This is a genomic window from Brasilonema sp. UFV-L1 (assembly GCF_012912105.1).
Lineage (GTDB): Bacteria > Cyanobacteriota > Cyanobacteriia > Cyanobacteriales > Nostocaceae > Brasilonema.
Map to the genome: position 1 here is coordinate 1 of NZ_QMEA01000199.1, position 14475 is coordinate 14475.

General features: G+C 41.4%; 19 protein-coding genes. 7 read left to right on the forward strand and 12 right to left on the reverse strand.

Features of this window, described 5'->3' with window-relative positions; genetic code table 11:
- The 3 genes from DP117_RS31800 to DP117_RS31810 all read right to left on the reverse strand — a co-directional run.
- Positions 1–305: hypothetical protein (locus DP117_RS31800; protein WP_211176462.1), on the reverse strand; the 305-nt coding region annotated here is incomplete at its 3' end.
- 187 nt (positions 306–492) lie between these two features.
- Complete coding sequence (locus tag DP117_RS31805) at positions 493–660, reverse strand: hypothetical protein (RefSeq protein ID WP_169222171.1); 168 nt, start codon at positions 658–660, stop codon at positions 493–495.
- Between the two features lie 12 nt (positions 661–672).
- On the reverse strand, positions 673–1068 hold the full coding sequence (locus DP117_RS31810; protein WP_169222172.1) for an ankyrin repeat domain-containing protein: 396 nt from the start codon (positions 1066–1068) through the stop codon (positions 673–675).
- A 590-nt stretch (positions 1069–1658) separates the two neighbouring features.
- Here DP117_RS31810 and DP117_RS31815 point away from each other — a divergent pair.
- Positions 1659–3389, forward strand: a complete 1731-nt coding sequence (locus tag DP117_RS31815) for an AIPR family protein (protein ID WP_169222173.1) — start codon at positions 1659–1661, stop codon at positions 3387–3389.
- Here the strand turns inward: DP117_RS31815 and DP117_RS31820 are convergent.
- Together DP117_RS31820 and DP117_RS31825 are read right to left on the reverse strand one after the other, a co-directional pair.
- On the reverse strand, positions 3376–3720 hold the full coding sequence (locus tag DP117_RS31820) for a hypothetical protein (RefSeq protein WP_169222174.1): 345 nt from the start codon (positions 3718–3720) through the stop codon (positions 3376–3378). The two genes, DP117_RS31815 and DP117_RS31820, sit on opposite strands and share 14 nt — an antisense overlap.
- Positions 3721–3780: 60 nt before the next feature.
- Positions 3781–3924, reverse strand: coding sequence for a hypothetical protein (locus tag DP117_RS31825; protein ID WP_169222175.1), 144 nt, complete (start codon positions 3922–3924; stop codon positions 3781–3783).
- Positions 3925–4763: 839 nt separating this feature from the next.
- Here DP117_RS31825 and DP117_RS31830 point away from each other — a divergent pair.
- Positions 4764–5171 carry a hypothetical protein gene (locus DP117_RS31830; RefSeq protein WP_211176464.1) on the forward strand — a complete coding sequence of 136 codons (408 nt, stop codon included), beginning with the start codon at positions 4764–4766 and terminating at the stop codon, positions 5169–5171.
- 9 nt (positions 5172–5180) lie between these two features.
- Here the strand turns inward: DP117_RS31830 and DP117_RS31835 are convergent, their stop codons facing one another.
- Together DP117_RS31835 and DP117_RS31840 are read right to left on the reverse strand one after the other, a co-directional pair.
- Positions 5181–5597 carry a PIN domain-containing protein gene (locus DP117_RS31835; RefSeq protein ID WP_169222176.1) on the reverse strand — a complete coding sequence of 139 codons (417 nt, stop codon included), beginning with the start codon at positions 5595–5597 and terminating at the stop codon, positions 5181–5183.
- The gene (locus DP117_RS31840; RefSeq protein WP_169222177.1) at positions 5597–5830 is read right to left on the reverse strand and encodes a DUF2281 domain-containing protein; all 234 of its coding nucleotides are present in this window, start codon (positions 5828–5830) and stop codon (positions 5597–5599) included. Before DP117_RS31840 ends, DP117_RS31835 begins: the two co-directional genes overlap by 1 nt.
- A 479-nt stretch (positions 5831–6309) precedes the next feature.
- Between DP117_RS31840 and DP117_RS31845 the strand changes: the two genes are divergently transcribed.
- The 5 genes from DP117_RS31845 (at position 6310) to DP117_RS31865 (ending at position 10941) form a co-directional block, all read left to right on the forward strand.
- Positions 6310–7197 (forward strand): tyrosine-type recombinase/integrase, encoded by an 888-nt coding sequence (locus tag DP117_RS31845; protein WP_096560957.1) that lies wholly within the window; start codon positions 6310–6312, stop codon positions 7195–7197.
- 127 nt (positions 7198–7324) lie between these two features.
- Positions 7325–7495, forward strand: a complete 171-nt coding sequence (locus DP117_RS31850; protein WP_248277923.1) for a hypothetical protein — start codon at positions 7325–7327, stop codon at positions 7493–7495.
- Between the two features lie 591 nt (positions 7496–8086).
- Positions 8087–8929, forward strand: coding sequence for a reverse transcriptase N-terminal domain-containing protein (locus tag DP117_RS31855; protein WP_211176463.1), 843 nt, complete (start codon positions 8087–8089; stop codon positions 8927–8929).
- Positions 8930–8989: 60 nt separating this feature from the next.
- Positions 8990–10054, forward strand: coding sequence for a group II intron maturase-specific domain-containing protein (locus DP117_RS31860; protein WP_169222178.1), 1065 nt, complete (start codon positions 8990–8992; stop codon positions 10052–10054).
- 53 nt (positions 10055–10107) lie between these two features.
- A complete protein-coding gene (locus DP117_RS31865) occupies positions 10108–10941 on the forward strand; it encodes a cytosolic protein (RefSeq protein ID WP_169222179.1) in 834 nt (277 codons plus the stop codon).
- A 110-nt stretch (positions 10942–11051) separates the two neighbouring features.
- On the opposite strand, the gene DP117_RS31870 is transcribed toward DP117_RS31865, so the two are convergent.
- The 5 genes from DP117_RS31870 to DP117_RS31890 form a co-directional block, all read right to left on the reverse strand.
- The gene (locus tag DP117_RS31870) at positions 11052–11330 is read right to left on the reverse strand and encodes a ribbon-helix-helix domain-containing protein (protein WP_169222180.1); all 279 of its coding nucleotides are present in this window, start codon (positions 11328–11330) and stop codon (positions 11052–11054) included.
- Between the two features lie 140 nt (positions 11331–11470).
- Positions 11471–12091 (reverse strand): ParA family partition ATPase, encoded by a 621-nt coding sequence (parA, locus tag DP117_RS31875; protein ID WP_169222181.1) that lies wholly within the window; start codon positions 12089–12091, stop codon positions 11471–11473.
- Between the two features lie 636 nt (positions 12092–12727).
- Positions 12728–13258, reverse strand: a complete 531-nt coding sequence (locus tag DP117_RS31880; RefSeq protein ID WP_169222182.1) for a GIY-YIG nuclease family protein — start codon at positions 13256–13258, stop codon at positions 12728–12730.
- A gap of 139 nt (positions 13259–13397) precedes the next feature.
- Positions 13398–13895: a GIY-YIG nuclease family protein gene (locus DP117_RS31885; protein WP_169222183.1), complete on the reverse strand. Its 498-nt coding sequence runs from the start codon at positions 13893–13895 to the stop codon at positions 13398–13400.
- Positions 13896–14005: 110 nt separating this feature from the next.
- The gene (locus DP117_RS31890; RefSeq protein WP_169222184.1) at positions 14006–14413 is read right to left on the reverse strand and encodes a hypothetical protein; all 408 of its coding nucleotides are present in this window, start codon (positions 14411–14413) and stop codon (positions 14006–14008) included.
- Between the last annotated feature and the right edge of the window lie 62 nt (positions 14414–14475).

Below are 14475 nucleotides of genomic sequence, written 5' to 3' on the forward strand. Positions count from 1 at the left end.
TGGTTGGTTCCAACATTGTGGTTATTGTATTGCACCCAACTGAGAACCGCTATAGCAACCAGCGCGTCTCTAAACTCTGCAACACCTTCTGCACCATATGCTGTGAGCACTGCTTTAAACGCCTTGCGAGTAGTATCTAGTGCTGCTTCTGCCGCGCCCTTGGCGGTCATTTCTAGCTGCTGCTGTTGCTGAAAAGCTGTTAACTGTTGCCGTGCAATTTCTAGCTGTTGTTGCAGTTCGTTGATGAGAGCTTCGGTTGCTTGGATGTTGCTAGCTGTGTTGTTTGCGAATGTAGAAAATAACATGATTGAGACTCCTTAAATATTTTGAAGCGATTTATGATTTGAAGCTTGGGCGGCTTTCTGTTTCTGTGTCTCGCCCTTACATTTCTTAGTATGCTATACTTGACATTAATTGAGCAAGGAATTGTGCCAGATTATTTTTTGGCATGGTCGCTAAGGAAATATTTCTATGACGGTCAAGAACCCCGTCCTATAGAGCCATAGATGGAGTCCCCCGTGAAAACAGATGGGCGTTTTTTGGCGATCGCGCGATCGCCTCTATAGGAATGTCCGCAAAAGGCTTAACATCAACAGCAGGATTGATTGTCTTGATTAAAATGTAGAACCGTGGAATCATCAGTAGCTTTAGCTCTGACATCTACACCTTTGTTTAAAGCAATTGAACTATCTGGCGATCGCCTCCTGCTACTGCCCAAAGTAGCATATTAAAACTTTTATTAGTTTGCTGGTTCAAATTGGGTTGTTGAAACAATAGTGAAAATGCTCCCCAAGGATTATCTAATGCTATGTAGAATGGCAAATTAGCTCCATTCAGTGCTTGAGCATTCACATCAGCACCCCGATCTAGAAGCAATTGGAAAAGAGAGCGATCGCCAGTATAGGCTGCTAAATGCAATAAAGTAATACCATTTTGCTCTTTGGCTTTGACATCTCCTCCTGTTTCCAAATAACGACGAATTGCTTGCTGATAATAGCTTTGTGCTGGTTGCCGATTTTTTGGCGCGTCATCAACTATTTCTTGCCAACTCAGAGTTGTTTTCGCCATAATTAACGCTCTTGTTGGCACATTGGCTTGCGCCACGGCTATCGCCTATCGCTTGGGGATCTACCTGGTGCTTTTGATAAGTCGATCACCCTTATTCCAAAACTTGTAGTAGTATACCTGATGGCAGTCTCTATCGTTCTTAGCAATAATGCACCAGCGAATACTACCAACTCTCTCTTTTGTAACACCGCATTTTACTAAAGGAGATATCTTTACTGACATCTCGCACGAAGAAAAGTTGATATTATTTTCACACTCAGTACGAACGCCAGAATCCCTTATTTTACGATAAAAGCCAAGAAAAGTGATGTAACTTTATTGGGCTGCTTTTGACTAAACTTAGGCTTATGCGGAGAGGTGCAAGATCTGAGCCGACCACGGGCGCGATTAACGCTCCCGCAAAATATGAAACAAGCACATTTTTATGATGTTTCTCAAAGCTTTACTGTATGACGGTTCTAAAATGTGCAAGTTAGGAGTTTATGAATTTTAAATCACAATTCAGGCAACAACAATCTAGTAAAAGTACTATTTTCACCTAAAGAAACGTAAATTCAATACTAGCTGAAGTTAGCGAGAGAAAAAAAGTAATGAGCGATAAAACAACTGCATTTCATATTAAGCAAGTAGAAGGTGAGATTAATCAAATTTTTGTAGACTTAATAGATATGTCCGATTGTGAAAATAAAAAGAAAAATGATAGAGAGAATGTTTTTAATAGTCGGGCATTAGCAGCTTATTCATTACATATATTAGCTGATATTAGCCCTAGTAAAGCAGCAGAAGCCATAGTAGATGGATGCGATGATAATGGTATTGATGCTTTCTTATTCAATGAGAAACAAAAAACACTATGGTTTGTTCAATCTAAGTGGATACAAAATGGTCAAAGTAGTCCCAAACATGGTGATATGAAAATTTTTAAAGATGGAATTTTTGATTTATTAGATTTTGATTCAAAAAAAGCAAATAGATTTAATTATAAATTTAATAAAAGAGAAGATGAAATTCTTGCAGTAACTAAAACTCCTGGACTGAAAATAAAGGTTGTAATTGCATATACAGGTTCCAAATTATCAAGTCATGCTATGACGGTATTAGAAGAAGATTGTGTTGAAGTTTTAAATAATAACAATGACGGAGTGGCATCTCTCGAAATATTTGACCTTAGCAAGGCTTACAATGCTGTAATTGATACTCATAAACATGAAGAGATAGAAGTTAATTTTAGACTATCAAATTGGGGAAAAGTTGATGAGCCATATCCAGCTTACTACGGACAAATTAGTGCTATGGAAGTAGTCGAGTGGTGGAATAAATATAAAAATAAATTATTTTCTAAGAATATTCGAGACTTTTTAGGTACAAGTAACGTCAATAGCGAAATTAGTACAACACTCAAAATTGAGCCAAGGCTATTTTGGTATTTTAACAACGGCATAACTGTTTTATGTAAGGACATAGATAGATTAGGTGCAAAAACAGATAAAAGATTAGGAGATTTTGTAGCCAAGGGCATTAGTATTGTTAATGGCGCTCAAACTATAGGTAGTATAGGTGCATTTTATGAAGAAGCTTCTGAAGAAGAAAAAGAAAATTTGGAGAGTGCAGAAATATTTATAAGATTTATATCTTTGGAAAAATGTCATGAAGATTCTTTTGGGTTGAGAGTTACAAAAGCAACCAATACACAAAATCGAGTCGAAGTCAGAGATTTTGTAGCACTAGACTCCGAGCAAGAAAGGTTACGCAAAGAATTTAAAAGTAACGGCAGAAACTATCACTACAAGCGTACTGCTGATACTCCAGCTAGAGATGAAAATAATTACGATTTAGAAGAAGCCACCGTCACCTTAGCTTGTGGCAATCATGATGTAAGTGTAGTTATTACAGCCAAACAAGATATCAGTAAGCTATGGTCGGACACTTCTCAAGCTCCATATACCAGCTTATTTAACTCTAAAGTTACCGCAATGCAACTTTGGAGGCAAATAGAAATAAAACGCGAAATCGAGAAAATTCTTGCTGAAAAACAAGAAAAAATAGACGATAGAATTACGCAGGATATTATCAAATACGGAAACTTATTTATTTTACATTTGATACTTAAACAAATAGAAGCTAAAGTTTTACTACCTGAATTCAGTGAAGATGATTTTAGAGATTATAAGAAAATCATCTTGGCACAGACACTAAGTACAACTCTTCAATTATGCAAGGATTATCTAAACAAAAATAGCAACCATAGTAGACTCTGGATGTTCTTTAATAGTGGGAATAAAAGTAATAACTTAAAAAGCTTTGTGCTTAAAAATAAGTAATTATCTCTATTCCAAACAACCGTGAAATTTCCCGCATTAAAACTCGGTCGTCAACAGTAAATGATGATCGCCCAACAGTTTCTTGATAAGTCTGCCACCATCGTGAATTAATGTGGTCATGCAACCATTGCTCTGGCGGATCTAACACAGCAAAGAAAGCAAGGTTGTCGCCTGTACTTCTATCAAGACCTGCAAACTCAGCTTTTAAGTACTCAGTGAAGACTGTATCACTGGGCTTGAAGAGAATGGTAACTTGAATTGGAAAACGTGTGAAGTATTTTTGTGAGAGAGATCCTGCATTAAAAATATTACTTCTTATCGGAAATCCCATAGCCGCCCTCGTTAGCCCAAACTCAAGTACTTGTTACAAAACTAGCTCAATCTTGAACGCTCAGCCAATAGCTTGAAGCACCGTCCCTGCAAAATTAACCACTTTGCGAATCTTAGTAATTTCTAATGGTGTCGTCGAACCATCGCGACGAACGACATGGATAATAGAGTTGTCTTCTAATGCATATTCTCCATTGTTTGTCAACCTATATTAGTGGACTGGCTCTCTAGCACGAAAACACGGATGCGGCAAAGTGTACTCGTATTTGGGTAGCCACCGAGATACCAGCAAAATGAGACACGTTGTAAAGAAGTGTAACGCAAATGTTTGAAAAGCTTGATTTTACGTTGTTTCAATACCGGATTGAGCGTTTCCTCTCTTGTGAAAATATTCCCGAAAAAGCTCATTTATGGGCAAGTGTGAGGGACTAAATAGCGCGAAGAGTTGATTTTAGTGTGCAAAAATTTGAATGTCCGTATACCATTTTTGGGCAAGTTAGTAAATCACTCAACTACGTTACGCAACAAAACTTTACAATGTGTCCCATTTTGCCGTTATCTGGGCGGATACCCTTAAAGACCTGCACATTACCATCAGCCGCACAGCTGAAGAAAACGGTTACACGACACAAGATACGAGTTGGATGAAGTCATAAGCACAAATACTCAAAAATCCTTATTTCCTAACAATTTAGAATGGACTGAGATTAAGCATCTGATGAAGTTTTGAAGTCTAAAATCACCGAGATTACTGCGGTTATAAAAATGTTAAGGACAATGGTCGTACACAACCTAAGAAGACTGGGATCATAGACAGTATCAAGAAAGAAAATCTAATCGACTAATAGTAACTAAGAAAAAATAGCCGTATCTTATTGAAATCCTAGTAGTTGAAAAACTTCATTTATCCTAACAATAGTTTAGACAGTACTCTTTGACTCAAAGTAAAATAACACTTGGTTTTGGGTACATTCGGGTACAAATCTCTGCTAACCTACTGTTATCCGACCTAAAAATCACTATAATCTAGATGAGGTAAGACTTATGACGAATTCTAAGACGACTGACACAACCGCAAATGTACCCAAAAGTACCCAGAAAATAGGGGGAGTAAAAATACCTAAAATACCAGCGAAAAATAAGAAGCAGTTCAAGTCGGTGGTGAGGAAGTATTGGGAGAATGTACCGGGAGCGATCGCATACCTTAAGGAAGCGTTGCGGACATGGAAGAAAGTTAACTCACCGGAGAAGGTGTTTGTAGTGGCTTGTAAAGAAGGGAGAAAGCCAGAGAGTGGTGCAGTTGTGAAGAGTGGGGCACGAGCGTGGTATGAATGGGCAAGAAAGCAGCGCTTGGTGATAGCTTGCCAGTTGGAGAAAGGTATTGTTTATAGCCCGAATGGAGAAACGCTTAAAATTGAAGAGATGATGGCGAAATATCCGATGGAAGTTTAAGGTGAATAGTCACTCCGGCATAATGACTGGAATAGGTTGATTCTTGTGCTTTCGATAGATAAGGAAGTCGCTGTCTAAGGTCAAAACTTCGCTGCTAGGATACAGCTCTGCCATTCGTACTAAACTTGCATCGGCGAAGGAGATGGGAACGGAGCGATACTGGGTTAATAGCTCGGTGATCGACTCAACTTCCTCATTAAACTGAAAAGCTACCAAAATTTGCTGACTTTTTAGTAATCCAACTAAAGTTTCTCGCCCATTGTTCACACGCTGCAATAAGAACCATGCTTCTGAGAGTACTGCTTCACAGGAGAGTAGTGGAGGTTGGATTGTAGCAAGTTCTGTCGTTACCCAGGAGTGATGGTAATCGCGGCGATCAATAAGAGCTATGAGGGGACCAGTATCAAGGAGAACTTGCTGACGCATCAGGTACCGTATCCTTCCATGTACTTAGGATTAGTAGAGAGGTCTCCAGGACCAGAGCCTGCACCGATATAGGCTTGGGCTGTTTCTAAGAACGATTGAACTGGTTCTATGTTCGTGGATGGTAATCTTTGCCGCTTGCTTTTGAGAAACTCTGCAAAGTCCAGAACCTCCTGTTGCTCGGCAGGAGACAGTGTTTGGAGTGTTTCAATGACTTGTTGTTGAATGGGTTGCATAGGGAAAATCTTCGTCTAGCATTATAAATCAATTATTATGCATCATATAGCAGCGCTGGTGATAGTACACCTGATATCAAAACTGATAACAGTACAGCAGTGAGACAGTAATTGATGGGAGAACTAGACAACGTGCTGACGTTAGAGAAATCTTTCCCAAGCGATTAAGCGGTTCAACAGAATAGCTCAAATATAGGTAAAACTATGTTTGTAGAAGCTAGTGAGAAAGAACACGAAAAAACTTGAACCCTCTCCCCCTAATACAGCACTGAACACAGACTATCGTATAGAAAAAGTACAGACAGCCTGACAACACTTTTCTACACCTCGTAGAGAAAGTATCTATACATAGGTTCACAAAATCAGAGTCAACAATATACCCATTACTTTTTTTTCATCAAAGGAATTGATGCTGGGGGATAATCAGACAGAAGAAACCTTTTGTCTGTTAATTGTTAACTTAACTGTTCTGTTTGACAATGACCCCTCTTGCCCTGGTTCATTCCATACGCGATCGCAAGCAGCTGCGACACCTAGCACCTGTTGACGCTCAGCAAAAACTCATTCAAATGTGGCTGCACGGCAAAGCTCCTTTAACCCAAGAAGCTTACAGCCGCTATATCACCAAGTTTTTGGGCTTTGTGGGAAAATCCTTACTTGAAGTCACGCTTGAAGATTTGCACGATTACTGGATGCAGTTGGAAGCAGAGGGAAATTCTTCAGTCACTCAAGAAAATCACCTGTCGGCTATCAAGTCGCTGTTTTCTTTCGCTGCCAAGATGGAGTATATCCCCTTTAATGTCGGCAGCGCTCTCAAAGTTAAGAAATCTGACGACAATCTGACTGAGCGCTATTTGTCTAAAGAAGAGGTGGACCTGCTCATTAATGGGGCTACAAACACTCGCGATTATATCATCTTAACTTTACTTTATAAAGGAGGATTGCGAGTGAGTGAACTGTGCGGATTGAAGTGGAAAGATTTGATGCCACGCGGCGACGGTGGGCAGATAACGGTACTAGGGAAGGGGAATAAACGGCGTTCTATCCGATTGCCATTAGACCTTTGGCAGCTTCTTTTAAGCTTGAGAGGAGATGCCCCACCTGATGCCCCGGTGTTTATTAGCCGCAAAACTAAGGGACACTTGCACAGACAGAACATTCACCCGATTGTTAAGGCTGCTGCATTGCGTGCGGGGGTGAATGAAAAAGCTTCGTGCCACTGGTTACGCCATGCTCATGCAACGCATAGTATTCAAAAGGGTACGAACCTTGCTTTGATTCAGAAGACTTTGGGACATAGCAATATCGCGATTACCAGCAAATACTTGCACGCATTGCCCGATGATAGCAGCGCTTTGTATTTGTAGGATATTGACCCAGAGGAAGATGGGAAAGCAAAGATAGACTATGTGACGGGAATATTGCAAAACCTTTTCTCTACACTAGGGTGTAGATTTGAATACCGAATCGCACTACATAAAACACACTTCTTACATGAGCAACCCCCAAACTGAATTTGATAGCCCCTGGAAAGACATCCTGCAACGATATTTTGAGGACTTCATGCGGTTCTTTTTCCCCGAAGTGCATGGGGAAATTGACTGGTTAAGAGGGTTTGAATTTTTAGATAAAGAATTGCAAGTGCGAATCGTTCTGTTGAAATAAGCTAAGTAACCTAGAACAGCTTAGGGAAAACAGGCAGGGTAACAAGAAAGAGGAAAACCTCAACAAAAACCCTGACAACTGACAGACCATGTAGGTGTAAATCCTACCCCGTAGGTGCAACGGTGAAAGCATCACCCCCAGGTTCGCGACTAGTCATCAACGCCTGAAGCGGGGTGAAAAGGCAGCAATACTGGAAGCCTAATCTGGTATTATGCCGAGCAAGGTACCCATGAATAAGGTGAATCCTGAAGATGTGTTTGATACATCGTTACTTTGAAACCAGCGAAATAAGGCTTAAGGCGTTGGAGCCAAAAGGCAAAGGATAAGGGAGTTGGCGGGATTGTAACCGACCAATATGCACTTCCAACAAACCCGGTGTAGAGCATCATTCTAAAGGTACGTAGTATGGTCTTTCGGAACGAGATAACCTTTCGTTTGCTCAATGGCAAAAAAACAATTTCCCATTGTAGGTACTAACCAGATGCAGCGAGTAGGAAAGATTGAGTCAAAAGCGAAAGCCTGGGGTAATGCCCAGGATATGCAGACAGACTCACGGTGAAGTGGAAGATAAAGTTTCCAGTAGGAGTATAAATGTCTAATACGAGTTTCAAGACTACGGTAGAATGGAACGCGATTAACTGGCGAAAGCTAGAACGTCGAGTTTATCAGCTCCAAAAGCGAATTTATCAAGCCTCTAGTCGTGGTGATGTAAAAACATATCGTAGACTCCAGAAGACGCTGATGAAGTCCTGGTCAGCAAGAGCATTGGCGGTTCGTCGAGTAACCCAGGATAACCAAGGAAAAAAGACGGCAGGTGTGGATGGTGTAAAATCATTGTCCCCAAAGAAACGTCTGAACCTGATAGGTGAATTAAAACTGGGGTCAAAGGTCAGCCCAACTAGACGTGTATGGATTCCAAAGCCGGGAACGTCCGAGAAGCGACCTTTAGGAATACCGACAATGTACGACCGCACCTTGCAAGCACTTGTCAAACTGGCATTAGAACCAGAATGGGAAGCGCGATTTGAACCGAATTCATACGGATTCAGACCTGGACGCTCATGCCATGATGCGGTTGAGGCAATTTTTAATGCAATTAGGATGAAGCCAAAATATGTGCTAGATGCCGATATTGCAAAGTGTTTTGACCGAATCGACCATGAAGCGCTGCTGAGGAAATTGAATACATTCCCCACCATCCGCCGACAAATTCGGGCATGGTTAAAAGCGGGAGTGATGGATGGAAAGCAGTTGTTTCCAACATCTGAGGGTACACCACAGGGGGGAATAATTTCACCCTTGTTATCTAACATAGCCGCTTCATTTTTCATAGACAAAAATGGACAACCCTATACAATGTCTACTCGTAAAACTCAAGATCTGGGTGTATTTTTGCGGCCCTACCCAAGAACTTGGATAAAACGAGTTGACTGAAGGCCGCAAAAATACAAGGGTTGTCCATTTTTGTCGAGGGTTTGCCCAACCCTCCACGGGATGGAAAATCGAATTCAGGAATTTGCCAAAACCTTAGACATGAAAAAGTCAAAAGGAAAAGGACAACTAAGCTGGCAAGTAAAATGCAAAAGCTTAAACCTGATACGATATGCCGATGACTTCGTAATTCTCCACCAAGACATAACCGTTGTCCAAAGATGTCGAGAAATTATCTCGGAATGGTTACACAGCATGGGTTTGGAATTAAAGCCAAGTAAGACGAGACTCACCCACACCCTCAATCGGTACGGAGAACAAAAACCAGGATTCGATTTTCTTGGTTTCAATATCCGACAATGGGCAGTAGGAAAAACTCACTCCAAGCAAGGCTTTAAAACTCTCATCACCCCAAGTCAACAAAAGTGCTCGGTACATTATGACCAAATCGCAAGCATCATAGATGCTCATCGGGCTGCCCCGCAATCGGCACTCATTAGCCGACTTAATCCGATTATTCGGGGGTGGTCGAATTACTATGCGACTGTAGTTAGCAAGGAAATCTATTCACAAATGGATTACCTGGTGTATCAAAAACTTAGAGCTTGGGCAAAACACCGTCATCCTAAAAAGAATGCTTATTGGGTGTCAAAAAAATATTGGCAATCAATAAACGGTGATAACTGGGTTTTTGCTATCAACAGCGAAGGAAAATCTTCACTTCGTTTACTCAAACATGACCATACTCCAATCGTGCGTCATTCAAAGGTAAGAGGCTCTTCGTCCCCATACGACGGAAACCTAGTTTACTGGAGTACAAGAATGGGTAACAATCCACAATTGCCACCTCAGGTAACTAAACTCCTGAAAAAACAACTTGGAAAGTGTGCCCACTGCGGTTTGTTTTTTCGTGAGAATGATGTGATGGAAGTTGACCACAGAATTCCTAAATCGCTTGGTGGAAAGAATTCTTATGATAATTTGCAACTTCTTCATAGACATTGCCACGATACAAAAACTGTCCATGATGGCAGTAATGGCGCTAAATCTGGCTGTAACAGTGCCAAGCCTAAGCCCACCAAAAGACTTGAAAAAGTCGTGGATAAATGGGTAATGAGGTATGCCTGACAAGCACCTTTTCACGCTCGGAGCCGTGTAACGGGAAACTGTTAAGCACGGTTTTGGAGAGCAACGGCTTTCGTGAGGGAGTCGTTGACTTTAATCAAGTAGTGCGCGATGCAACTCTTGGAAAGCGACTGGTTGATAAGTTAGTCAAGATTTATCGTCATGGGGGAGAAGAAGCTTGGGTTCTTGTACATGTCGAGATACAAAGTCAACAAGAGAGCAACTTTGCCGAGAGGATGTTTGTTTATAACTACCGTATTTATGATCGCTACAAGCGCTCGGTTGCTTCTTTGGCGGTGTTGGGAGATGAACATGCTGATTGGCGACCACAGCAGTTTGGCTACCAGCTCTTTGGTTGTAAGGTTGATTTCCAGTTTCCAGTGATAAAATTGCTAGACTATCAACAAAGGTTACCCGAACTTTCAGCCAGTCACAACCCATTCGCTATCGTGGTGATGGCGCACTTGGCAGCAGTACAAACTCGTAATGATAGGTTACAAAGAAAACAATCCAAACTGGCTTTAGTTCGGCAGTTGTACTCTCAAGGGTTTGAGCGGGAGGAAGTTCTCAATTTGTTGGCTTTTATCGATTGGCTACTAACGTTACCATTAAATTTGGAACAAGAGTTTCGGCGGGAAGTTGAACAATTGGAAGCGGAGCTACATATGCGGTACATTACTTCTTTTGAGCGAATAGCCCGAAGGGAAGAATTGTTAGAAGCGATTGAACTTGGTTTGGAACTCAAGTTTGGCACTCATGCCTTAAGCTTAATGTCAGAAATTTCCCAATTTGAAGACATAGAACAATTAAGGGCGATAAAATCAGGAATAAAAACAGTTCAGACAGTTGAAGAACTGCGTCAAATCTATCAGCCAAAGACGACTGAGTGAAGTATCCATCACCAAAAAGTTCTTGTCCTGTAATTAGCAATTTCAGAAATCCGGATCTACTTACTGGTTTGGGGGCACTAAATCCAGACGCTACATTTTTCCTAGACAAACTACGCTATCGGTTTAAAGTCATATTTCTCAAATAAGTCATTCAATGCCTCAGCTAACAGTGTTTGGACAGTTTTATCTTGCGAGAGTGCGAGTTGCTTCAGTTGCTTAGATACAGCTGGGTCGAAGTGACCGGCGATCGCTTTCTTGCCCTGCCTGCTTGGTGGTAGTTCGAGTTTTAAAGTCGATGACTGCTGCAACTCTTCCTGCTTGGGTTCGCTAAAATCTGGTTTTCCTGATGCTTTGTGCAAAGCAGCCGCTAGATTTGGTTTATTAGCCATGATTATACTTGTTGACGTGTATACAAGTTTATGTGTTTACATTATAAGTTGTTTACATATCCACTTGTAAAGTTGTTGGATTTTCTCGGTTGCCTTGTCTTGCTGACTATACATGTTGACGTGTATACAAGTTTATGTGTTTACATTATAAGTTGTTTACACATCCACTTGTAAACTTGTTGGATTTCTTCGGCAGCTTTGCCCTCCGGCTCGTACTCCTGTGCTGTTTGTCCTGCGGTGAGCGAGTGAACGAAAGCAGCGCGTTGACCTATCCTAATAGGGGCGATAGAAACGCCTAATGGTGCGATTGCTTCTACTGCTTCATCAGCCAATGAACCGCGAGGGGGTACAGCGTTGAGGACAACGATTGCTGTTTTAGAAGCCAGGTTGACCAAATCAATGGTGTCACCAATTGCGCGTAAATCGAGAATCGCTGGGCGGCAGGGAATCAAAATCAAGTCAGCAGCACGGATAGCAGCTAAGGCAGCAGTTTCTGAATGGGGAGCCGTATCAATAATGGCTAGGTCTGCACCATTATTGACGGCTGCTTCCAGAACTTTTGGCAAACGGGCGGCTTGTGCTGAGACGACAGCGGGGATTTCTTGTTTTCGACTGTCTCCCCAGCCAGCCGCAGAAGCTTGTGGGTCTAGGTCAATAATCGCTGTTTCTTTGCCATCAATACAGGCTGCAACTGCTAGATGCACAGTCAGGGTGGTTTTGCCTGCACCACCTTTTCTAGAGATAATAGCAACTGTTTTCATGTCGCAAATACTACATGTACACATGTATACATGTTATTGTGTACATCTGTAGATTATATGCTAGGTGAAAATAGATATTAGAAGCATTCGGTGAATTTGAAAGGCATTGGAACTAATCTACAACCTATTACCTGATTCCATAAAGTGTGTGATTAATCTCGTCAAGAAAATGTTTCCTGAACGAGATTAAAATTATTGGTCATCAAGTATTGTGTTGAGTTCTATCCTCAAGTTTGAGATGGTTTCTGGTAACTGACTGACAACAGTATTAGAGAGGGCTGTGACCGAGCCTAACACGAAAAAAACAGGCAGGCTTCATACGATATGCGTCTTGTCTCCACGATTAATCATGGGGCTTCAAAGCCTGCCTGTTTTTTAGGGGGCAAATTGGTGAGACGCTTTGAAAAATTGATTAACAGTTCTTTGCGCTCGCTATTTAGTCGCATTTCTTTTTTAAGTTCAATGTCCAGATTGTAAGACCATTCGATTAAGAGCCGTAGATGCATCTGTAGTTGATTTACCCCGTCCGCGCCTACATTGCTGAGAGCGCCCATGCATCTATCAAGATGTTCGTCAATTCTTGCTAGCGATACGCCTGTCATTACTTTCTGCCTCTTGCATCTAATGAGAAACCTGTCAACGAGTCTGCACCTCAGTCTGTGAAGGCGTAGATTGTAATTCATTACTAGCAGCACTGATAACAGCACTACCCAACATGACAAAGAGAACAAAGCCAATTGCCCCGTAGAGCAAGGGTTTTGCACTGGCTATGCTGAGATTTAGATTTAGCGTCCGCGTTCGCGCTTCCACTAAACCGTATTTCCTGTGATGACGGCTGAAAGCCATCCTGACTCTGATAAGTTCCCAAGGTGCAAAATCAAACCATTCTCGACTCTTCTTAAGTTTGATATTGAATTCCTTAAACTCTTTGTGCAAAAGGGTTTCTACGGTTTTCATATCAGAGACGTAAATTGATTTAAGAATGACATAATCACAAGGCGGCTGACTGCTTTCTAAATTATCTAGTCTTAAGTCAAGACTGCGAGTCAGCCCTATTTTGCAGCGCTTAACGCCTGGAAATTTGCCTGGTATGATGCCGTGATAGCCTATACTCTCGATAAGATAGATGAACCCTGGTACATGGTCATCTCGGTAAACGTAGTTCATTTCATTTGTCCCCTAAAAAATGGGCAGGCTTTGTCTTCGTTGATTCGTGGGCGTAGTCGATTACTAGTAGTAGTAAGCCTGCCCATTTTTTTCGTGTTAGACCCAATCATGATTCCCCTCACGTTAAAGAAATATTTCCTTAGCGAACTAATGAGTAGATTTCTTCTAGCACTGAGTTAACGCGCTCTTGACTTTCAGGATTTACTCTTCTCTGTTTAGGGCGGTCAGGCTTAGTGATTGCCTTAGAGAGTTTTTGTCTTAGTTCTTTGCGTAATCCATTAAACAAAGGGCTTAAACCCATCTCTTGGTTAAAAACAGTATGAACTTCAGCAATCAAGCAAGTTTCAATCAGCGAACGCTTACGCTTGTCCGCTATCTCTATCCAGCCAATAACTAACTCTCCATCAGGATAGATTTTGTCAAAGTCCTTGATTGTCCGAATCATGCTATGAGATTGCCAGCGTCCTTGAATACTCTTAGCTTGCCCGATGTAAAGCGCTACATTGTTGTAGCGGACTATGTAAACACCTGGGGTAGGAGGAAGTAGTATTCTTGACCAAAAAGACACCCATTGATAGCTATTTTCAAAGTCTCTGTAGTGGTCAGGCGTGACATCAAAATATGTGTACAAAAGCAAAATGTGAACCTCCTGTTAATGTGTGAATAGCGCGTGAGTTAATTGTGTGAATGCCTTGTAAACTTAAAAGTCAAGCCAGCATCGCGTTAGACAATGCTGAGTAATTGGGATTACCATAAGTCATTGTGTGACACGGCTGTGAATTCATCAAACGTCTGCTCAATGCTCTCAATAACGCCTTGCATCTTGTAATTACTGACAAATTCGTCAACAAATTCATCAGTGATGCGCTCGCGTTGTTGCTCTTCAGTGCGATTGGTTTCTAGTTCAGCAATTCGGATTTTAAGCGCGTCTAATTCCTCTTGTAAGCGTTGATTTTCTTGCTCTAATTCTTTGATATCTTGACGATGTAAGCGAGTGCTAACAGTCGCTTTATTAATGGCATATTCAACTGCTGCGCTCGGACTACCGTAGATAGAAACTAAATGTTTAATCTTACTTTCATAGCTAGAATTAAGCCTAACAGTCAGCTTAATAAACTTAGCTTCGTAGCGTTTTTTGCATTCTGTTAAAGCCATGATTATCGTAACCGTTCACGAGGTTCGCAAAGGTTACCGTAGAAAATAGGTACACACTGATG